Annotated in this window: 17 protein-coding genes; 7 read left to right on the top strand and 10 right to left on the bottom strand. The window is 69.4% G+C overall.

The genetic code is table 11. The features are described from left to right. Positions 1-48 precede the first annotated feature (48 nt). The 5 genes from R4823_RS05720 to dctP form a co-directional block, all read right to left on the bottom strand. Positions 49-1,560 (bottom strand): indolepyruvate oxidoreductase subunit beta family protein, encoded by a 1,512-nt coding sequence (locus R4823_RS05720; RefSeq protein WP_338617869.1) that lies wholly within the window; start codon positions 1,558-1,560, stop codon positions 49-51. Next, positions 1,550-3,736, bottom strand: a complete 2,187-nt coding sequence (locus tag R4823_RS05725; protein WP_338617871.1) for an indolepyruvate ferredoxin oxidoreductase subunit alpha — start codon at positions 3,734-3,736, stop codon at positions 1,550-1,552. Before R4823_RS05725 ends, R4823_RS05720 begins: the two co-directional genes overlap by 11 nt. Positions 3,737-3,844: 108 nt before the next feature. Beyond that, on the bottom strand, positions 3,845-5,155 hold the full coding sequence (locus tag R4823_RS05730; protein WP_338617872.1) for a TRAP transporter large permease subunit: 1,311 nt from the start codon (positions 5,153-5,155) through the stop codon (positions 3,845-3,847). A 9-nt stretch (positions 5,156-5,164) separates the two neighbouring features. Continuing rightward, positions 5,165-5,680: a TRAP transporter small permease gene (locus R4823_RS05735; RefSeq protein ID WP_338617875.1), complete on the bottom strand. Its 516-nt coding sequence runs from the start codon at positions 5,678-5,680 to the stop codon at positions 5,165-5,167. Between the two features lie 6 nt (positions 5,681-5,686). Then, on the bottom strand, positions 5,687-6,691 hold the full coding sequence (gene dctP / locus R4823_RS05740) for a TRAP transporter substrate-binding protein DctP (RefSeq protein ID WP_338617876.1): 1,005 nt from the start codon (positions 6,689-6,691) through the stop codon (positions 5,687-5,689). Positions 6,692-6,931: 240 nt separating this feature from the next. Here dctP and R4823_RS05745 point away from each other — a divergent pair, with 240 nt between their 5' ends. Beyond that, the gene (locus tag R4823_RS05745) at positions 6,932-7,876 is read left to right on the top strand and encodes a LysR family transcriptional regulator (RefSeq protein WP_338617880.1); all 945 of its coding nucleotides are present in this window, start codon (positions 6,932-6,934) and stop codon (positions 7,874-7,876) included. A gap of 19 nt (positions 7,877-7,895) precedes the next feature. Here the strand turns inward: R4823_RS05745 and R4823_RS05750 are convergent, their stop codons facing one another. Then, a complete protein-coding gene (locus R4823_RS05750) occupies positions 7,896-8,714 on the bottom strand; it encodes a ChbG/HpnK family deacetylase (protein WP_338617883.1) in 819 nt (272 codons plus the stop codon). Between the two features lie 24 nt (positions 8,715-8,738). On the opposite strand from R4823_RS05750, the gene R4823_RS05755 reads away from it, so the two are divergent. Further along, positions 8,739-9,134, top strand: a complete 396-nt coding sequence (locus R4823_RS05755) for a GtrA family protein (protein ID WP_338617885.1) — start codon at positions 8,739-8,741, stop codon at positions 9,132-9,134. On the opposite strand, the gene R4823_RS05760 is transcribed toward R4823_RS05755, so the two are convergent. The 3 genes from R4823_RS05760 to R4823_RS05770 all read right to left on the bottom strand — a co-directional run bounded on the left by R4823_RS05760 (position 9,088) and on the right by R4823_RS05770 (position 12,981). After that, positions 9,088-10,638: a glycosyltransferase family 39 protein gene (locus R4823_RS05760; protein WP_338617887.1), complete on the bottom strand. Its 1,551-nt coding sequence runs from the start codon at positions 10,636-10,638 to the stop codon at positions 9,088-9,090. The two genes, R4823_RS05755 and R4823_RS05760, sit on opposite strands and share 47 nt — an antisense overlap. A gap of 241 nt (positions 10,639-10,879) precedes the next feature. Then, complete coding sequence (locus R4823_RS05765; RefSeq protein WP_087837134.1) at positions 10,880-11,932, bottom strand: glycosyltransferase family 2 protein; 1,053 nt, start codon at positions 11,930-11,932, stop codon at positions 10,880-10,882. 107 nt (positions 11,933-12,039) lie between these two features. Then, positions 12,040-12,981, bottom strand: a complete 942-nt coding sequence (locus R4823_RS05770; RefSeq protein WP_087837133.1) for a LysR family transcriptional regulator — start codon at positions 12,979-12,981, stop codon at positions 12,040-12,042. Positions 12,982-13,107: 126 nt separating this feature from the next. On the opposite strand from R4823_RS05770, the gene R4823_RS05775 reads away from it, so the two are divergent. From R4823_RS05775 to R4823_RS05790, 4 genes are read left to right on the top strand one after another with little or no spacing between them, the layout of a single operon-like run. Then, the gene (locus R4823_RS05775) at positions 13,108-14,088 is read left to right on the top strand and encodes an isocitrate lyase/PEP mutase family protein (protein ID WP_165963040.1); all 981 of its coding nucleotides are present in this window, start codon (positions 13,108-13,110) and stop codon (positions 14,086-14,088) included. 51 nt (positions 14,089-14,139) lie between these two features. Next, positions 14,140-15,108, top strand: coding sequence for a tripartite tricarboxylate transporter substrate binding protein (locus R4823_RS05780; protein ID WP_087837131.1), 969 nt, complete (start codon positions 14,140-14,142; stop codon positions 15,106-15,108). 34 nt (positions 15,109-15,142) lie between these two features. Beyond that, positions 15,143-16,159 (top strand): dihydrodipicolinate synthase family protein, encoded by a 1,017-nt coding sequence (locus tag R4823_RS05785; protein WP_243724403.1) that lies wholly within the window; start codon positions 15,143-15,145, stop codon positions 16,157-16,159. Further along, a complete protein-coding gene (locus tag R4823_RS05790) occupies positions 16,156-17,124 on the top strand; it encodes a tripartite tricarboxylate transporter substrate binding protein (protein ID WP_087837129.1) in 969 nt (322 codons plus the stop codon). The genes R4823_RS05785 and R4823_RS05790 overlap by 4 nt, the downstream gene beginning before the upstream one ends. Before the next feature lie 16 nt (positions 17,125-17,140). On the opposite strand, the gene R4823_RS05795 is transcribed toward R4823_RS05790, so the two are convergent. Continuing rightward, positions 17,141-18,265 (bottom strand): MFS transporter, encoded by a 1,125-nt coding sequence (locus R4823_RS05795; protein WP_132979170.1) that lies wholly within the window; start codon positions 18,263-18,265, stop codon positions 17,141-17,143. 76 nt (positions 18,266-18,341) lie between these two features. On the opposite strand from R4823_RS05795, the gene R4823_RS05800 reads away from it, so the two are divergent. Then, a complete protein-coding gene (locus R4823_RS05800; RefSeq protein ID WP_087837127.1) occupies positions 18,342-19,265 on the top strand; it encodes a LysR substrate-binding domain-containing protein in 924 nt (307 codons plus the stop codon). Positions 19,266-19,274: the final 9 nt, after the last annotated feature.

Below are 19,274 nucleotides of genomic sequence, written 5' to 3' on the forward strand. Positions count from 1 at the left end.
GAGCGGGCGGGCGCGGGAATGGCCGCGGCTTTCAATTAGACCTCATGCTCACACCTGGTGCGCGATGCCCGAGAGCTGCCGGGCGAGCCGCTCGCCGCTGTCGTCGGCCAGCGCGGCCTCGCGCAGGCCGGCCACGGTACGCGCGGCATCGCCGCGGCCACGCAGGGCGGGCAGTACGGCCATGATCTTGCGGTAGCTGCCCAGGCCGCGCGCGTGGGTGTCGCCGTAGCCCTTGATCAGGCGCGGGCATTCGGCGATCTCGCAAGCCAGGTCGTAGTCCTCGGCGGCGAGCAGCACGACGAGGTCCAGCCAGTCCTGCATGCCGGCGGTTTCGCGTTCCTGCCGCAGCGAGCGTGGCCGCAGCCGCTTGAAGGATGCGATGCCGTACAGCAGCAGGAAGCCGCGCAGGCTGGACGTGCGCACGACGCGGCCCTTGCGGGTGGCGCGCGCCAGCAGCGGCCCGGCCCAGCGCGAGGCCAGCAGCCAACGGCCAAGGCCGGCCGGCAGCATGTCGGCGATTTCCTCCGGGCGGGGGTGGAAGAACTCGTTGATGTGGAGTGCCTGGCCGGCGCTGGCCCCGTGCTGCTGCCGGACGCGGTCGAAGCGGGTGGCGCGGATCTTCAGTTCGGCGACGCGCACGGTGTCCTCGTAGGTCATCCACAAGGCGAGATGGCGCGCCGTCTCGCGCAGCAGCCGGCAGGACGGGTCGGAGCCCCCGATGATATCCAGCAGGGGCCGCAGCCGGTCCAGGTACAGGGCGGCATAGGCTGGATCCTGGTAGTCGGCGGCGCGCACGATGCCTGCCCGCAGGATGTCCCCGAGCGGGGCGGGAAACTCCCGGCCGATGCGGGCGTCCAGCGTGGCGAGCCGGGGATCGACGGCCGCGTCGGTCGCGGGCGAGGCGGCGCCGGGCGATGGCGTGGGGCCGTCGGCATGGGCGCGAAAGCCTGCGTCGAAGGCCCGGAGGCTGGCGGCCACGCCTATCCCGCCGCGTTCGATGGCGGCTTCGAAGGCCTGCCGGTCCCAGGGCAGCGCCCGGGTGGCGGCCAGCGCGCCGAACAGGGTCGCGCTGATGACACTGCCGCTGCGTTCGGCCAGGGCCGAATAGTCGCGGCAGATGAATTCGCGGGCCGCCGCGCGGCCCGCCTCGTACAGCGAGGCATAGTCCTTGCGTCCGTCGCCCATGGCCATCTTCTCGGGCAGGGCGTAGACACGGTTGGACGAGGCGATCAGCACGGTCCTGTCGGGCGTCACGAGTCCACGCTGTACCGCCCGGGCCGCCTCCATCAGCTCGGAGGCGATCACCACGTCCACGTCGCCGGGAACGGGCATCAGGCCGAGCACGGGCGCACGCGTCCGGTGGCGGGGTCCGGGCAGGACCTCCACGTAGTAGATCGTGGCGCCGGTGCGCTGCGCGACGCCGGGTACGGACGTGGACTGGGCATGGAAGCCCGCGTGTTCGGCCGTGGCCACGATCCAGTCGGCCAGCACCCCGCCGCCTTCCCCGCCCATGGCGAGGATGGCGATCTTGATCGGGCGCGGGGTTGCCTCAAGCGGCATGGCGGTACTCCTGCTTGGCAAGGCGGCGCTGCAGGAATCGGATGATCGTTCCGGCCAGGCGCGCGCCCAGGGTTTCGAGGCGGGTGGGGTTGGTCACCACGTCGGCCCGGTAGAACGACGGGCACAGCACGGCCGCGTGCGAGACCTCGCCGCACAGGCCGCAGCCCACGCAGCTGGGCAGCACGGTGGCGACCGGATCGCGGCGCAGCGGGTCGGGGTTGTCCTTGATCGACAGCGAGGGGCAGCCGGACAGGCGTATGCAGGAGTGGTCGCCGGTACAGGTGTCGTGGTCGACGCCGAATTGTTCCTTGACCACCCGCCGGCCTTCCTTGGCCATCTGGCGCTGTCGCGGCTTGATCCGCCGCTGCTTGTTCAGCATGCACTCGGACTGGGCGATGACGACCTTGGGGCCGGGTTCGTCGGTGGTGAGCGCTTCGTTCAGGACCGACTGCATCTGCTGGAGGTCGTAGGTATGGGTGACGGTGCGGACCCATTCGACCCCGACGCCCCGCACCGCGGCCTCGATGCCGTGGCGGGTCGAACGGGTGGGGGTGTCGGCCGCGGACGACAGGATGTCCTGGCCCCCCGTTGCCGCCGAATAGCCGTTGTCGACGATGACCGTGACGTTGTTGCTGCGGTTGAAGACCGCGTTGCCGATACCCGAGGTCAGCCCGTTGTGCCAGAAACCGCCGTCGCCCATGATGCTGATGGTGCGCCGGTCGGTTTCGCCGGTGTTGAGCGCCGCCGCGCCGGCCGCGCCCAGGCCGTAGCCCATCGAGGTCGCGCCGATGTTGAACGGGGCCAGCGCGGCGAACTGGTGGCAGCCGATGTCTGCGCTCACGTAGTGTTTGCCGATGCGGTTCTCCACCATTTTCATCGCGGTGAAGATGGGGCGTTCGGGGCAGCCCGTGCAGAAGGAGGGGGGGCGCGGCAGGACCTCGTCCACTTTCTCCAGCGCGACGCCGGGCATGGACGGCACGATGGGCGGAATCCTGGGTTCGAGCATCCGGGCCACGCCCTCGGGCAAGGGCCGCCGCCCGGCCAGCTCGGGCGCGTGGCGGTCGAGGAAGCGGCGCAGCCCCTTCATCACGACCCGGGGCGTGTATTCCCCGGCGCGCGGCAGGAGGTCCTTGCCGTGCAGGACGGTTCCGGCGCCGGCGCGGCGCAGGATGGTGTGCAGCGCCTGTTCGATGAACTCGGGCTGGCCCTCCTCCAGCATCAGCACCGCGTCCTTGTCCCGGCAGAAATCCAGCACCTCGCTTTCCACCACGGGATAGACCACGTTCATGACGTAGATGGGGATGTCGGTGTCGCCATAGATGTTGGCCAGCCCCATCAGCTCCAGCACCCGCATCAGGGTGTTGTACAGGCCGCCCTGGACGATGATGCCGACATGGCGGGCCTCGCCGTCGAAGCGTTCGTTCAGGCCTTGCTCGCGCACGAAGTCCTCGGCGGCCTTCCAGCGCTGCGCGATCTTCTCGTGCTCGTGCACGAAGGTGGCGGGCGCCAGGGCCATGCGCTCCACGTCGCGCCGGGGCTGCTCGATGGCGTCCTTCAGCGTGAACGCGGGACGCCTGTTGTCGGCGGCGTCGAAGCGGCCGTGCGCATGGCAGGCGCGGATGCGCAGCGTCAGCATGACCGGCGTGTTGCTGGCCTCGGACAGGTCGAAGCTCTGCTGCACGGCGCGCACCAGCGAAGGCAGGTTGGGGCGGGGGTCCAGCAGCCACATCTGCGACTTCATCGCGAAGGCGTGGGAGCGCTCCTGGATGATGCTCGAGCCTTCGCCGTAGTCCTCGCCCAGGATGATGAGCGCGCCGCCGGTCACGCCGCCCGATGCGAGGTTGGACAGGGCATCCGAGGCCACGTTGGTGCCGACCGTGGACTTGAAGGTAATGGCGCCGCGCAGCGGGTAGTGGACCGAGGCCCCCAGCATGGCGGCCGCCGTCGCCTCGCTGGCGCTGCTTTCGAAATGCACGCCCAGTTCGTCCAGGATCTCGCTGGCATCGGCCAGGACGTCCATGAGATGGGAAACGGGCGAGCCCTGGTAGCCGCCGACGTACGAGACGCCGGATTGCAGCAGGGCCTTGGTCACGGCCAGGATGCCTTCGCCTTCGAACTCCTGCCCCGCGCCCAGGCGCAGCTTCGTGACTTCCTGCTTGAATGATCGCTCTGCCATAAGCGTTCCGGAAAAAAGATGAAAGGGGTCCCTGGCGGCTGTCGGTGGACAGCCGCCGCGGAACAAGAGGGATCGGGGCGCGGCGGGCGCGCGGAAGCGGGTCTTTTCCTAGAACCTCGACGGCAGCCAGGTGGCTATCGACGGCCAGAGGAAGATCGCCGCCAGCAACAGCACGGTCATGGCCACATAGGGAGTGACCGCCTTGAATATGTCGGTCATGCCGACCTCGGCCGGGGCCACGCCGCGCATGGTCATCAGCAGCATGCCGTGCGGAGGCAGCAGGAGGCCAAGCTGCATGCAGATCAGGTACATGATGCCGAACCAGACCGTATCGATGCCCAGCTGATTGACGATGGGCATGAACACCGGCAGCGTGATCATCATCATGGAGATCTGCTCGACGAACAGGCCCAGGAAGATCAGCAGCGCCAGCATGCCCGCGACGATGGCCATGGGGGAGAGCCCCGTGCCGGTCACGGTCTGCACCAGGCCGCTGGTCGCGCCCGAGAAGCTCAGTATCTGCGAGAAGGTGGTGGCGCCCAGGATGATGAACAGGATCATGGCCGATATCACCAGCGTGCCCTTGAGCGCGGCGAACAGCCGGGCCGGCGTCAGCGCCCGGTAGCAGGCCGTGACGAGGATGGTCGCCATCGACCCCAGGGCGGCCGATTCCGTGGGCGTGGCCCAGCCGGCGATCATCGAGCCGACCACCACGCCGAAGATCGTCGCCAGCGGCAGCACGTACACCAGGAAGGGCCGCACGCGCTCCCAGCCCCGGTGTTCGTCCAGCGGGCCGTTGGGCGCGATGGCGGGCCGCAGGCTGGCGCGGACCACGATGTAGGCGATGAACGACAGGCTCAGGATGAAGCCGGGAGTGACGCCTCCCACCAGCAGCTTGGAGATCGAGATGCCGGACAGCGAACCCAGCAGCACGGTGATGGCCGAGGGCGGGATCAGCATGTCGACCGCGCCGATGGCCATGATGGGACCGCAGGCCATGGTCGGGTGGTAGCCGCGCTGGAGCATGAGCGGCAGCATCAGGCTGCCCAGCATGGCCGTGGTCGCGATGGTGGAGCCCGAGATGGCCGAGAAGATCGTGCCGGCCACGACCGCGACCACCGCCAGCCGCGCGGGCATGCGGCGGATCAGGCGCTCGATGCCGTCGATCACCTTGAGCGCGACGCCGGTGTGGAACAGGACCTCGCCCATCAGGACGAACAGCGGGATGGGCGTGAGCGAGAAGCTGGTGATGGAGGCCGAGCCGTTGCGCACCAGCTGGCCCAGGCCGGGCTCGCCGCCCAGGAACAGCAGTGCCCCGGCCAGGTTGATGACCAGGAAGGAGAAAGCCACCGGCAGGCCGAGGAACAGCAGGGCGGTGGAGCCGCCGAACAGCAGCAGCGAGGCTTGTTGCCAGGTCATGGGCGCCTCCTAGCTGGCCGACACGGCATCATGCCGGGGCCGGTGTTCGGACCTGCGCAACCGGTCCATGCGGAACAGGAACTCGATCGACAGCAGGGAAAAGCTCAGCACCCAGGGCGCGGTACCCCACCATTCCGGCGTCACGAGCGTCTTGGTGATCATGCCGCCGCCCAGGTAGCTTTCGTGGGTGACCAGCCAGCCGTAGCAGGCCAGGGCGACGCTGCAGGCGAAGCCGAGCAGGTCGGCCACCCACTCGCACACCCAGCCGGCGCGCGCCGGCAGCGCCTGCAGCAGGATGTCGACCCGGATGTGCTGGCCCTGGCGCAGCAGCCAGGGCGCGGCCAGCATGGTCATGGCGGAGAGCATCGTTTCCGATATCTCGTTGCTCCAGGACAGGTCGGCCAGGCCGGTGTTGCGGGTGAACACGTCGGCGCAGATCATGACGGTCATCGCCAGCAGGATCAGGCAGGCCAGGGAGAAACAGAGATAAAGCAGATGCCCGTAGGCGCGGGAAATCGTCTGCATGGCGGATCAGGGGCGCGAGAACAGCGACTTCAGCTTGGCCGCGTGCGCGGGGCTGACCTCGGCCATCCGCTTCCAGGCGGCGTCGCGGGCGGCATCCAGCAGCTTGCGGCTGTCTTCCGGCGACAGGGCGATGGTCTTGACGCCCGCCTCGGCCTGGCGCCTGGTCTCGGCGGCGACCTCGTCCTTGTAGGTGGCGTTCTGTTCCTCGGCCCATGCGAATTGCTTCTGCAGGAAATCGCGCTGGGCCTGGGTGAGGTTCTTCCAGGACGACAGGTTCATCAGGATGCCGTTCTCCGAGCCATAGAAGCCGGGATCCACGCGGTACCTGGTCTTTTCCTGCCAGCCCAGGTCGAAGATGCCGGCGATGGGCCAGCCGTAGCCGTCCACCACGCCGCGCTCGAGCGCGGTGTAGAGCTCGCCCGGCGCGGTCTGCACCACCGTGCTGCCCAGGCTCAGGAAGAGGTCCCGGTAGACCGGCGTGATGCGCATCTTCTGGCCCTTGAGGTCGCCGGTGAAGCCCTTGTTGGTATAGATGTGATAAGGCACGCCGTCGCTGAGCCGGGCAAGGTAGGTCAGGCCCTTGGGCGCCAGCAGCGTGTTCATGTAGTCGATGGCGCCGTTCTCGCGCAGTTCCCGGGTCGTCAGGTCGGTGTAGGACATGGCGATGGCCTCGGGCACGATGTTGGTGTAGAACACGCCGGTCACGTTGGCGAGGTCGACCACCTTGTTGCGCACGGCGTTGCCCACCTCGAACGGCGGGATGGCCTTGGGGCCGCCGATATAGTTGATCTGCACCAGGCCCTTGCCTTCCCGGTTGACCTTCTCCACGAAGCGCTCGAAGTGGCGGGAGAAAAAGGTCTTCTCGTCAAAGGAACTGACGGCGCGCAGCGTGACCTGCTGGGCCTGTCCCATGGCCGGCGTGGCCAGGCAGGCGAGCGCGGCGGCCGCGAGGACGGCGCGGCGCTTTCTTTGCAGGGAGCGGGAACCGGCGTTGACGAGGGTCCTGAGCATGTTGACTCCATTGCCGTGCTTCGTTCGCGGGACGCGAGCCCGCGAAGGCGGCGATAAGGGTGGATGGGATGGCGAGGCGGATCGAGGTTAGAGGCGGGCCGAGAGGCCCGTCAACGCGATTTCCTGCGGCATGCGATGAATTCTTTTCATGCACGGCGGTGGTGCGCCCGCGGGGGGCGATCGATGCCAAAATGCCGGTGCGCTTCATGCGCTTTCCCGGACGACTTACGCGATACCGCCATGGAATTGAAGCAACTCAGAGCGCTGCAGGCCATCGCCGACACCGGCAGTTTCGGCGAGGCGGCGGCCCAGCTAGGCTTGACCCAGTCGGCGCTCAGCCACCAGGTGCGCCACCTCGAGGCCGAGCTCGACGAAACCTTGCTGATCCGGGCCCGGCCCAAGGTCTATCCTTCCCCGGCGGGGCTGGCGGTGCTGGCCTCGGCGCAGAAGATACGCGCCGAGATCATGGCGCTGGAGGCACGCTTCGAGCGCTCCAAGACGGGGCCGGTCACGGGCACGCTGCGCATCGCGGCCACCACGTTGTCCATCGTCTACGTGCTGGGCGACCTGTGCGAGGCCTTCATCGAGAAGTACCCGGGCATAGAACTGATCTTCACCGCCACCGAAAGCGCCGAGGCCGCCGTCAGGCGGGTGCAGGTCGGGACGGCCGACGTGGCGTTCGGTCCGCTGGCCGAGGGCAGCAGCCAGATGGTGCGGGTGGCGCTGGGCAGCACCGAGCACGCGTTCATCGTCCGCAGCGGCCATCCGTTGGCCAAGCGCGGGACCGTTTCGCTGGACCAGTTGCGGGAGTTTCCGTTCGTTCTGTTCCAGCCGGGCAGCGGCACGCGGGCCATCACGGACGAACTGTTCCTGCCGGACGGCGGCTATCCGTCCGTCCTGACCGAGTCCAACGACGCCCAGTTCATCAAGCGCATCGTCTCCATCAGCTCCGGTGTCGCGCTGATGCCGGTCTACGCGCTGGCCGACGAGGTGGCCAGCCGCAGGCTGAGCCTGCTGCGCTGTGCGGGCCGGCCCATCCTGGTGGACATCGGCATCGTCCACAAGAAGAACGTGCTGATGAACTCGATCGAGTTGTTCAAGTCGTTGTGCCTGGATCTGCGGGGCCCGTCGCCCATCAGCATCACCATCGAGAACGCGCGCAGCCTGCCGTTCGCCAGGCGCTGAGCCGGCCGCGGCGCGCCTCTCAGGCCAACGGCCCCACCCGCAGGCCTTCCTCGTCCAGCCAGCGCAGGAAGGCCGGGCCGGCCAGCACCCGGTACTCGGCCACGCGCTGCCCGCCGGGAGGATCGTCGGGCACCGGCGCGACCGCCGGATGGCACATCAGCACGTCCCGGTCGCGAGCATGGCGCAACCATTTGCGGACCAGCGCGGCATAGTGCTGCTCGCCGCCCTCGAAGCCGTACACGCCCAGCAGGCGCTCGTTGGTCCGCAGCCCGTGGCCGTGCGCGAGCCGGGACAGTCCGGCGGCCCCCAGCGCGGAAATGGCGCGGGCCTTCAGGCGCGGCGGACGCGGCATGCCGGGCAACTGCGCCGCGCGGGTAGAGCGCAGCCACGGCAGGGCGTGGGCATAGCGCCGCGTCAGCAAGGCGACCAGGCGGGTGCGGATGTGGGGCAGCTGGTGCACGTGCTGGTGGCCGTCGACGTAGGCGGGCGGGCGGCCGAAGGCCTGCTCGAAGGCATCGAACTGCCGGGCCAGTCGTGCATCGATCCAGGCGTCGTCGAGCAGGCCCGCGTAGCTGCGGGCAATCAGCGCGGACAGCGACAGGCGTTCGGCGGGCGTGTCGAAGAAGGCGGTGAAGTCCACATGCAGGCCGGTCTCGATGCCGGTGTCGCCGAGCAGGCCGGCATAGGTGCCGAAACTGGGTCCCAGCGTCATGCAGCTGGCCGCGCTGACGCGCCTGCGCGCGGCCAGGGTGAGGATGGCCAGGTCGACCGATGCGTCCATGCCGAAATCGTCCGCGCACACGACGATGCGCCTGCCGGATAATGGCGGTCCGTTCATCACGTTTCCGTTGGATGGCCATCCATGCGCCTGCTTGCCGGACAGATCCTGCGTTTCGCCGCCGTCGGCTGCCTGGCGGCGGCCACCCATTGGATCGTGGCTGTGGCGTGCGTCGAAGCCCTGCACCTCGTGCCCCTGCGGGCCAACGTGGTGGGCTGGCTGGCCGCATTCTGCGTATCGTTCACGGGTCACCTGCGGTTCACGTTCCGGCACCCGCCGCGTGCGTGGCAGCGCGCCGCGGCGAGGTTTTTCCTCGTATCCGCCGGCGGCTTCGCAATCAATGAACTGGCCTATGCCTGGCTGCTCCATGTGTCCTCGGTGCGTTATGACGTCTTGCTGGCAGCGGTGTTGGTGGGGATCGCGGCGGGTACCTTCATTGCAAGCCGGCTATGGGCGTTTCGCCGCACGCCTGGCGCATGAGCCCATCGCCGGCCTCGACCAGCCATACGCGGCTGCGCCCTTCGCCCAGCACGGGCTGCCGGCTTGCCAGCAGCGGCTTGCGCGTGGCGTCGTCGGCGCTGCCCCAGATCCAGTAGCGCGTTCCCGCGGGGGCCCCGCACAGGCGCTCGCGCAGCAGACGGTCCGACAGCAGCACCTGCTGGCCCTGCACCGGGTCGAAGTGCGCCGCGTCGTAGAGTTCCTTGCGCCAGTTGTCGCGCAGGGGGATCTGCGGGTCGAGCCAGTCGTCCACGACCCAGATGGGCGCGGGAGAGCGGGAGTAGAGCTGCAATTGGAAGGGATACTCGTGCAGGGCCACCAGCGTGTCGCCCGGCCGCAGGCGGGCGCCGATGTCGATGGCCAGGGCCTTGGGACCATGGTGGGAATAGGCGGCGGCCGCGGCCATGGCGGCGCCGCACAGCGTGGCGGCGCCCATGACGGACAAGGGGAACAGGCGCCGCCAGCGCAGGCTGCGGCCGCTGCGCCGGACCGACATGACGACCTCGGCCAGCAGGAAGGCGAAGGCGGGCAGCGCCGGCACGATGTAGCCGATGAGCTTGGAGCTGGGGATGGAGAAGAAGGCCAGGATCACGGCCAGCCAGACCAGCGCCAGCCGCCGCAGCTCGCCGCGGGGCGCGGTCCAGAAGCGCTTGTCGAACAGGCCGGCGGCCCAGGCCGACCAGGGCAGCGCCAACCCGGCAAGCACGGGCAGGTAGAACCAGGCCGGCTGCACGTTGTTGAAGCCGCCGGCGGAGAATCGCTCGAACTGCTGGTAGATGAAGAAGTAGTGGGAGAACTCCGGATAGCGCAGCTGCATCAGCCAGAACCAGGGCACCGCCACGAGCAGGAAGACGCCGATGGCGGGCGGCCACAGCAGGACCCGCAGCTCGGTCCAGCGGCGCGCCGATGCCACCCAGAGCATCAGGACGGCGGCCGGCAGCGCGACGCCTATCAGGCCCTTGGCCAGCACGGCCAGTCCGGCCAGCACCGCGCAGGCCAGCATCATGCCGCGGGCGGAGCCGCCTTCCCGCGCGCGCAGCAGGGCTTCCGCGCCCGCCAGGATGCACAGCGAGATCAGGCTGGCCACCAGCATGTCGAGGTTGGCGAATTGCGCGGCACCGTAGAAGAAGGGCAGGGTGACCAGGATCAGCGCGGCGACCGCGGCGGTGCCGACGTCGCGCCGCCGGCGCAGGAACAGGTACAGGCCGACCGCCGCCAGCCAGGCCGCCAGGACCGAGGGCAGGCGGGCCGCGAACTCGTTCAGCCCGAACACCGAGAACGAGGCCTCGGCCAGCCAGTAGAACAGCGGCGGCTTGTGGAAATAGGGCATGCCGTTCAAGAGCGGCACGGCATGGGAGTGGCTGCGCAGCATTTCCCAGGCGACGCCGGCATAGCGGCCCTCGTCGGGCAGCATCAGCGGCCGCACCCAGGACAGCATGGCAAGCCACGCCGCGATGGCGGCAAAGAACAGGCTGGTTCTTTTCATCGCCGGGCCGCCCCAAGATGAAAACGCCCCCTTGGGGGGCAGCGCAGCCGCGCAGCGGCAAGCGTGGGGGTCATTTTTCATCGCCGGGCCGCCCCAAGATGAAAACGCCCCCTTGGGGGGCAGCGCAGCCGCGCAGCGGCAAGCGTGGGGGCCATATTTTTCATCGCCGGGCCGCCCCAAGATGAAAACGCCCCCTTGGGGGGCAGCGCAGCCGCGCAGCGGCAAGCGTGGGGGCCATTTTTCATCGCATGCCTGCGCGGCGGCTGCGCGTCCCCGTGCCGCGGCGAGAACGGACCACGTACAGCGGCCGGCCCTTGACCTCGTCGAAGATGCGGGCGACGTACTCGCCCACGATGCCCAGCGAGATCAGGTTCAGTCCGGCGAAGAACAGCAGGGCGGCGACGATGGTGGTCCAGCCGGCGACGATGTTGCCCTTGACCAGGTATTCACCCACCACGTAGCAGCCATAGGCGATGGACAGCGCCGCGAAGAGCCCACCCACGAGGCTCGCCATGCGCAGCGGCCAGGTGGTGAAGGCGGTCAGCCCGTCCAGGGCCAGGCGCCCGAGCTGCAGCGGCCGGAAGTGGCTGCTGCCGTGGGCACGGTCGGCGGGAACGTAGGGCAGCGGCTCGGCCTTGAACCCGACCCAGGCGTACAGGCCCTTCATGAAGCGGGTGCGTTCGGGCAGGGCGATCAGGGCGTCGACGACGCGGCGGTCCATCAGCCGGAAGTCGCCGGCATGCGCCGGGACGTTGACGCGGCCGTGCGAGCTGAGCAGCCGGTAGAACAGCCGCGAGCCCAGGCGCTTGAGCGCCGGCTCGTCGTCGCGATGGCTGCGCACCGCGTAGACCATGTCCGCGCCGGCGGCCCACTTGACCAGCATCCTGTCGATCAGGTCGGGCGAGTGCTGCAGGTCGGCGTCCATGCTGATGACGACGTCGCCGTCCGCCGATTCCAGCCCGGCGCTGAGCGCGGCTTCCTTGCCGAAGTTGCGCGACAGCTGCAGGTAGCGGAAGCCGGGGACCTGGCTCCAGCGGGCCATGAGTTCAGGGGTCTCGTCGGTGCTGCCGTCGTCCACCACAATGATCTCCCAGCTTCGGCACAGCGTGTCGAGGCGGGCTCGCAAGAGGGGAAGCAGTTCGCGCAGGTTGCGGGCTTCGTTCAGGCAGGGCAGGACGCAGCTGACATGGGCATCGTGGAAGGCGGAATCCCTGGGCGCGGCTGCCTCGGGCAGAGGCAGGACCACGCCGGGCAGCGCCGGGCCGAAGCCATCCAGATCGTGTTGGACATCCATGGAACACTCGGAGGGAACGACAGAACGGCGCCAGTATGGTCGGGCGTGCGTCGAATTTTCGTTGAAGGGATGTCGAGTTTCCGTTCCTCCGGCCGTTCAGCGGAACGTCAGTTTTCCGGCGTCCCGTAAGTGCGTTCCCCGCGTTCGGCGATCACCTCCAGCAGCGTGCCGGTGAACGCCTCCAGGACCGCAGGCTGTTCCCTTCCGCGCTTGGTGATGAGGTGAAAGCCCAGCGACAGCACGGGGTCGGTCAGCAGCGCGGTGACGACCGGCACGTCGGGTCCGACCGGCGCGGCGAAGGACGGAACGATGGTGGGACCGACGCCGGCCGCCGCCATGCCGATCAGCGATTCCAGATTGTTCATCCGGATGCCGCCCTCCGGCCGCAGGCGCCTGGACGCGGCCTTGCGCTTGTCGATCAGTTGCTGGAGTTCCGAGGTGGGGTGCAGCTCCACGAAGGGCACGTCGGGCAGGTCGTCCCAACGTATGCGCCGGGCCCTGCCCTGCGCCTTCAGGCGCAGCGGGGCGTTGCGGCATTCCACGTACAGGAAGTCGAACTCGAACAGCGGGCGCCGCGAGACCTCGGGCACGTGCCGCGGGAAGATGCCCAGCCCGCAATCGAGTTCCCCGCTGCGCACGCGGCGTTCGACCTCGGGCTTGGGCAGGTCGAACACATGCAGGTCCAGCGTGGGCTGGGTGACGCGCAGCTTCATGTATACGTGCGGCATCACGCTGGCGGAGAATATGGGCGTGGCGCCCACGCGCAGCGTGCGCCGCCGCTCTTCCGAGAGCTGGCTGAGGACGGGGGCGATGGTTTCCACTTCGTCCACCACGTGCTGGGCCACGGGCACCAGCCGCTGGCCGGCCGCGGTCAGGTGGACCGAACGCGTGGTGCGCTCGAACAGCCGGCACGCCAGCTGGCCCTCCATGTCCTGCATCATCAGGCTCAGGCCGGGCTGGCTGATGTGCATCTGCTCCGCCGCGCGCGTGAAGCTGCGAGTATGCACCACGGAAAGAAAAGCCTTGAAATGCCGGATCGAGAGATTCATAAGTAACCTAAATCAATAGATATAAGAGATATATTAGACAAATTAAAAGGCTGTTCCTAGAATTTCCCGCAAGCAGCACAAATGCACCCGCCGGCCAGGCCGGACGGGGCGACGGGAGACGGGACGATGAACGAGGCGACAGCCAAGCGGCGCCAATTCCGCGAACTACTGGCCAGGGACGAACTACTGGTCATGCCCGGCGGCTTCAGCCCCCTGCTGGCCCGCATCGCGCAGGACGCGGGCTTTGAAAGTTATTTCATCGCCGGCTCGCAACTGTGCGCGTTCCTGTACGGATATCCCGACACCGGCGTGATGGGCATGCGCGACGTGGTCGATCATGCGCGGCACGTGGCGGCCCGGACCGACATCCCCATCTTCCTCGACTTCGACACGGGCTTCGGCAATGCGGTCAACGTCTGGTATGCGGTGCAGGAAGCGGTGCGGGCCGGCGTGGCGGGATTGCAGATCGAGGACCAGGAGGCGCCCAAGAAGTCCGGGACCAGTGCCGGCCGCCGCTGCATTCCGGTGGACGAAGCCGTGGGCAAGTACCGCGCGGCCGTCGCCGCCCGCGACGAGATCGACAGGGAATTCGTGGTGTGCGCGCGCTGCGACGCGCTCGGGGCCGCCGGCGAGACCTTCGAGTCCGCGCTGAACCGCTGCGTCGCCTATGCCGAGCAGGGCGGCGTGGATCTGGTCTGGCTCAATTCGGTGCAAAGCCGCGAGCAACTGAAGATCGCCTGCCGCGAGATTCCCGTCCCGGTGCTGACCATCTGGGGCGGGCAGGGGCCGGCGCCGACGCTGGAGGAGTACCGCGATCTCGGCCTGCGGGTGGTGCTGTACCCGACCATCGCGGCCTCGTCGGGGATGCAGGCCGCCTGGCGCGTGCTGCACGATTTCCGCCGGCGCGGCCAGGCGGCGCTGGCCGACTGGGCCGCCCAGGTCAACGCCTGCCCGGACGGGCCGGCCGACTACAAGACCCTGTCCGGCATCCCGAAAGTGATGGAGCTGGAGCGCCGGTTCCTGGCCGAGGGCAGCCGCCCCGACTACGAGAGCACCTGGGGCCACGGCGGCACGCTGGAGCAGAGCGGCAGGCAGCCTCCGAAGTGACCGGGGCCGGCGCGGCCGGCCCACCTTTCTTCTTCCTTCTTGGAAACGAACATGGATCGACGTCAATTGTTGAAGGTCGCGGGCGGAGCCTTGCTCGCGCCGGCCGTGGCGCGCGGCGATGCCTATCCCGTCCGGCCCATCCTGCTGCAGGTGCCGTTCCCGCCGGGCGGCGCGGCCGACGTGATGGCGCGGCTGGTCGCACGCAAGATGAGCGAATCGCTGGGCCAGCCGGTGGCGGTCGAGAACAAGCCCGGCGCGGGCGGCATCATCGGCGCGGCGGCGGTAGCCCGTGCGGCGCCCGATGGCTACACCCTGCTGCTGTCCACCACCAGCACCCATTCCCTGGCCGCCGCCATCAAGTCCTCGCTGCCCTACGATCCCGAGAAGAGCTTCGCGCCCATCGTCGAGATCGCCAACGGCAAGAGCGTGCTGCTGGTATCCAGCGCTTCGGGCATCCAGGACGTGGCCTCGCTGGTCAAGCTGATGAAAAGCCGCGGCGCCGACAACAATTTCGGTTCGGCCGGCGTGGGCACCCTGGCGCACCTGAACGGCGAGGCCTTCAAGCGCGCCGCCGGCGTCGAGATGACGCACATTCCCTACAAGGGCATGTCGCTGGCCGTGCAGGACCTGATAGGCGGCCAGTTGACGATGATGTTCGACAGCGCCGTGTCCGCGCTGGCGGTGCTCAAGGGCGGGCGCATCCGCGCGCTGGCCGTGGCCGGGCGCAAGCGCACGCCGGTGCTACCGGAGGTGCCGACGCTGATCGAGGCCGGCGTGCCGGGCTTCGACATGGAAGCCTATTTCGGCCTGTGGGCGCCGGCGGGCACGCCCGCGCCCATCGTCGAGCGGCTCAACGGCGTGCTCAACGCCGCGATCGCGTCGCCCGACCTGCGCACCGAGATCACCAGCCTGGCGGCCGACCCCGCGGGCGGCACCAGCGCGGCCTTCGCCGAACGCGTCGCGCGCGACCGGCGCAAGTGGAAACAGATCATCACCGATGCGGGCATCACCCCCGAATGATGCACCGTCCCATTCTTTCTTTCAGGAGCTTCCGTTGAGCAACACCTCCCTCCATCCCATCGCACGCCGCCTCTACACGGCGCTGGTCCTGCCGCTGCGGGACGACCTCGGCATCGACGAGCCGGGCCTGCGCCGGCTGGTGCGCTATTACCTGCAACAACCGAGGTTCGCCGCCGAGGGCGGCCTCATCGCCAATCCCGAGGCGGGCGAAGCCTTCTACCTGACCCGCGAGGAAAAGCGGCGGGTGCTGGAAATCGTGATGGAGGAAGCCGCGGGCCGGATGCCGGTGCTGGCCGGCACCTTCGCCTGGACCACCGCGGAGACCGTGCAGACGGCGCTCGACGCGAAGGCGCTGGGTGCCCAGGGCATCTTCGTGGTGCCGCCGGCCGGTTCCATGGACGTGGCCATCGCCTGGGACTCGGTCCGCTATCCGGAGGTGTGGCTGGACCAGATCAAGGCGCAGGACGAGGCCGTGGACCTGCCCATCTTCACCCACCCCATCACCAACGCGTCGCAGCCCTGGGGACTGGGCCTGCCCCTGGAACCCACGCTGAAATTCTGCCGCGAGGTGCCCAACATCGTGGGCTGGAAGACGACCTACGCCTACCAGGGCCACCGCATCCTTGCGCGGGCCATGCGCGACCAGGCGCCCGGCGTCGCGCTGCTGTGCTCGAGCGCGCATTTCTTCCACGAGTACCTGGCCAGCGGCAATTTCGACGGCACCATCAGCGGCTCGTGGAACTATGCGCTGGAGCCCATGCTGGACCACATCGAGGCGATGCGCGCCAATGACCTCGTCGCCGCGCGCCGCATCTGGGACGCGGGCCTGGCGCGCCTGCACGAATACATCTACGCCGAGCCCGGCCGGCTGCACGTGCGCTACAAGATCGCGACCTGGCTGCGGGGCCTGATCGAGTCGCCGCGCATGCGTCCGCCCATGCCCGAGCCGCGCGTCGAAGAGATCCGCCGCATCGACCAGTTGCTGCGCGGGGCGGGCATCGAGGTGGTCCGGGAGCAGACCCGGATGGACGCCGCCGGGAGGCAGGCATGATGGGCGCGCGCCGCATCGCGGCGCTGGCGCTGGCCGCGTTGTTGCCGATGGCGGGTCTTCACGCCCAGGAATATCCGGCCAAGCCTGTCAAGATCGTGGTGCCCTTTCCGCCGGGTGGTTCGACCGACGTGGCGGCCCGCATTCTCGCGGCCAGGCTGGCCGACGAGTTCCGCCAGCCGGTCTATGTCGAGAACAAGCCCGGCGCCGGCACCACGATCGGCGCCGCCTACGTCGCTTCCTCCGCGCCCGACGGCTACACCTTGTACGTGACGGGGCCGATCACCCACGCCAGTTCGCAGGCGCTCTACAGGAAGCTGCCCTACGACGCGCTGCGCGGTTTCGCGCCGGTCGGCAACATGACCGTCTCGCCGTTCATCGTGGTGGTCCATCCCGCCTCGCCGGCGAAGTCGCTGAAGGACCTGCTGGAGGCGGCGCGCAGGCAGCCGGGGCGGCTGAGCTATGCCTCCAGCGGCAACGGCGCCGCGCCCCACCTGGTAACCGAAATCATCGCGCGCTCCGCCGGCGTGTCGTTCACGCACGTGCCGTTCAAGGGCGTAGGGCCGGCGGTGGTCGCGCTGTTGGGCAACCAGGTGGACTTCATGATCGCCGACGTCGCCGTCGTGCCGCAGATCCGCGAGGGCAAGCTGCGCGCGCTGGCGCTGACGACGGCGGCCGAGTCGGCGCTGGTGCCGGGCGTGCCGTCCATGGCGGAGGCCGGCATGCCGGGCGTCGACGTGCCGAGCGGCCTGGCCCTGTTCGCCCCGGCGGGGACGCCGGAGGCGACCGTCGCGCGCATCAATGCGGCGATGAACCGCGCGTTGCGGGATGCGGACGTCATGCAGAAATTCGCCATGCAGGGCTTCGAGATCCAGACCGGCACGCCGGCCGACCTGGCGGCCATGATGGCCCGGGAGGTCGAGCGCTACGGGCAGATCGTGCGGCAGACGGGCATCCGCATCGATTGATGCGGGCCGCGCCGGATCAGGGGCGGCGCAGGCAGGCCAGCGCCGCGGCCGACAAGAGCAGGGCGGCCCCGCCGTAGACCAGCACGGCGGGGGCGGCCGGCAGCAGCAGGCCGGCCAGCATCGGCCCCGTGCCTGCGCCGATGTCGCGCCAGACCGCGCGCGAGGCCAGTGCCTGGATGCGTTCGTTGCCGGGGTGGCGATGCGCGACGATGGGGGCCAGCAGCGGCAGTTGCAGGGCGCGCAGCACGACGATGAGGAAGGCGCAGGCCCACAGCCAGCCGGCGCCGAAACCCACCAGCGCGGCCGAGGTGGCCAGCGACAGGACCACCAGCATGCGTTCGGCGCCCAGGCGGTCGGCGATGCGCCCGCCCAGCGGGCTGAGCAGGATCTCCGACAGGTAGCGCAGCGCCATCAGCACGCCGGCCGCCAGCAGGGCCCAGTCGGGCAGTGCGTCCTGCGCGAGCAGCGACAGGCCGATGATGAACAGGCCGTCCAGCGTCAGCCCTTCCATGAAGGACCAGGCATCCAGGCTGCCTGGTGGCCGTATGCGGCGCGCGGGCTGCGGCGCGCTCCGGGGCCGGCGGTGGGCGGGCAGGCGGCGCGCTAGCGGCAGGGCCAGCAGGGCGAGGGCGGCCAGAATGAAGAAGATGAAGCGCGGTCCGGCCAGGTCCGCCAGCCATGCGCCCGCCGGCAGGGCCAGCATGGGGCCCGCGGCGATCAGGGCGCGCGAGCGGCCGGTGCGCTGCGCCGATCCGGACAGGCTGGCGGTGGCCAGCGCCAGGGTGGACAGGTTCAGCGCCGCGTAGGACAGGCCCCACAGCAGCCGGACGGCCAGCAGCAGCCAGAAGCCCGGGAACAGCGCATAGCCCAGCGCGCAGCAGGCCGAGGCCAGCGCCGCCAGCGTGCAGACGGCGCGATCGCCGCGCTCGGCGTACAGCCTGGCGACCCAGCCATAGCCGGCTATCCGGACCAGCCGATTGGCGGCCAGCAACACACCGGCCTGCGCCAGGCTTATGCCGAATTGGCCCGCGTGGACGGGAAGCAGCAGATAGAGGACGGTATCGGCGGGCAGGCACAGGCCCAGGACGATGGAGGCGTCGCGCGAATGGCGATCGGCGGTGGCGATGTCGGGATCGGACATAGGCCGACATGGTGACGTTCGCGTGACAGGGCGACAAACGATTTAAACTGGCGCGACACGTGAGAAAATTGCACGCATGCTCCATCGTCCGCCGCCTCTCAATGCCGTCCGGGCCTTCGTCGCCGCCGCCCGCCACCTGAGTTTCACCCGCGCCGGGCAGGAACTGGGCGTGACCCATGGCGCGGTCAGCCGCCAGGTCCGCCAGTTGGAGGACTACCTGGGCGTGGAACTGTTCGAGCGCCGGACGCGGCAGATCGTGCTGACGGCGGCGGGCGCGCAGTTCCTGGCCGATACCGCGCCCGCGCTGGCCAGCATCTCGGCCGCCGCCGGAGTCTTCGTCGGGCGCAGCGCGCCGCGGGCGGTACGGATCAACGTGCGCCCCAGCTTCGCGGTGCGCTGGCTGATTCCGCGCCTGCCGGATTTCGTGGCCCGCCATCCGCAGGTCAAGCCGGAAGTGGTGACCAGCACCCTGGCGCCCGAGAAGGCGCTCGAGAGCTTCGACGTGGCCATCCGGCGCGGCCGCCGCGGCTGGCCCCCGTCGATCGAGGCGCGCGCCTTCATGCAGGACGAAGGCCTGGTCGTGGCAGCGCCGGAGCTGTTGCGGGCACGGCCGATCGGGCGTCCCGCCGACCTGGCCGGACATGTCCTGCTGTATTCCCGTTCCCGCCGCGCGGACTGGGAGGCGTGGTTCACGCAGGTCGGCCGGCCGCGTGCGCGGCAGCAGCAGACGCTGCAGTTCGATCACCTGCATTTCGTGATGCAGGCGGCGCTGGATGGATTGGGGCTGGCGCTGGCTCCGGTGTCGCTGCTGGGCCACGACCTGGCCAGGGGCCGCCTGGCGGCGCCCCTGCCGGACCTGCGGCTGGCGCTGGACCGCTACTACTACGGCATCGCGCCCGACGCGGGGCCCGCCGCCCAGTCGTTCGTCGCCTGGCTGCAGGATGTGGCGCAGGCCGAGCAGCGGCAACTATTGAAGCGGGCGGGGATCGCCGCCAGTTGAGCCGGCCGG

The organism is Pigmentiphaga sp. CHJ604 (assembly GCF_036972535.1).
Lineage (GTDB): Bacteria > Pseudomonadota > Gammaproteobacteria > Burkholderiales > Burkholderiaceae_B > Pigmentiphaga > Pigmentiphaga daeguensis.

Coding starts and splice junctions, on each gene's coding strand:
- R4823_RS05795 (WP_132979170.1), bottom strand. CDS start 18,265: ATGTCCGATCCCGACATCGCCACCGCCGATCGCCATTCGCGCGACGCC.
- R4823_RS05780 (WP_087837131.1), top strand. CDS start 14,140: ATGGATCGACGTCAATTGTTGAAGGTCGCGGGCGGAGCCTTGCTCGCG.
- R4823_RS05725 (WP_338617871.1), bottom strand. CDS start 3,736: ATGGCAGAGCGATCATTCAAGCAGGAAGTCACGAAGCTGCGCCTGGGC.
- R4823_RS05745 (WP_338617880.1), top strand. CDS start 6,932: ATGGAATTGAAGCAACTCAGAGCGCTGCAGGCCATCGCCGACACCGGC.
- R4823_RS05755 (WP_338617885.1), top strand. CDS start 8,739: ATGCGCCTGCTTGCCGGACAGATCCTGCGTTTCGCCGCCGTCGGCTGC.
- R4823_RS05750 (WP_338617883.1), bottom strand. CDS start 8,714: ATGAACGGACCGCCATTATCCGGCAGGCGCATCGTCGTGTGCGCGGAC.
- R4823_RS05790 (WP_087837129.1), top strand. CDS start 16,156: ATGATGGGCGCGCGCCGCATCGCGGCGCTGGCGCTGGCCGCGTTGTTG.
- R4823_RS05735 (WP_338617875.1), bottom strand. CDS start 5,680: ATGCAGACGATTTCCCGCGCCTACGGGCATCTGCTTTATCTCTGTTTC.
- R4823_RS05720 (WP_338617869.1), bottom strand. CDS start 1,560: ATGCCGCTTGAGGCAACCCCGCGCCCGATCAAGATCGCCATCCTCGCC.
- R4823_RS05800 (WP_087837127.1), top strand. CDS start 18,342: ATGCTCCATCGTCCGCCGCCTCTCAATGCCGTCCGGGCCTTCGTCGCC.
- dctP (WP_338617876.1), bottom strand. CDS start 6,691: ATGCTCAGGACCCTCGTCAACGCCGGTTCCCGCTCCCTGCAAAGAAAG.
- R4823_RS05760 (WP_338617887.1), bottom strand. CDS start 10,638: ATGAAAAGAACCAGCCTGTTCTTTGCCGCCATCGCGGCGTGGCTTGCC.
- R4823_RS05730 (WP_338617872.1), bottom strand. CDS start 5,155: ATGACCTGGCAACAAGCCTCGCTGCTGCTGTTCGGCGGCTCCACCGCC.
- R4823_RS05770 (WP_087837133.1), bottom strand. CDS start 12,981: ATGAATCTCTCGATCCGGCATTTCAAGGCTTTTCTTTCCGTGGTGCAT.
- R4823_RS05775 (WP_165963040.1), top strand. CDS start 13,108: ATGAACGAGGCGACAGCCAAGCGGCGCCAATTCCGCGAACTACTGGCC.
- R4823_RS05765 (WP_087837134.1), bottom strand. CDS start 11,932: ATGGATGTCCAACACGATCTGGATGGCTTCGGCCCGGCGCTGCCCGGC.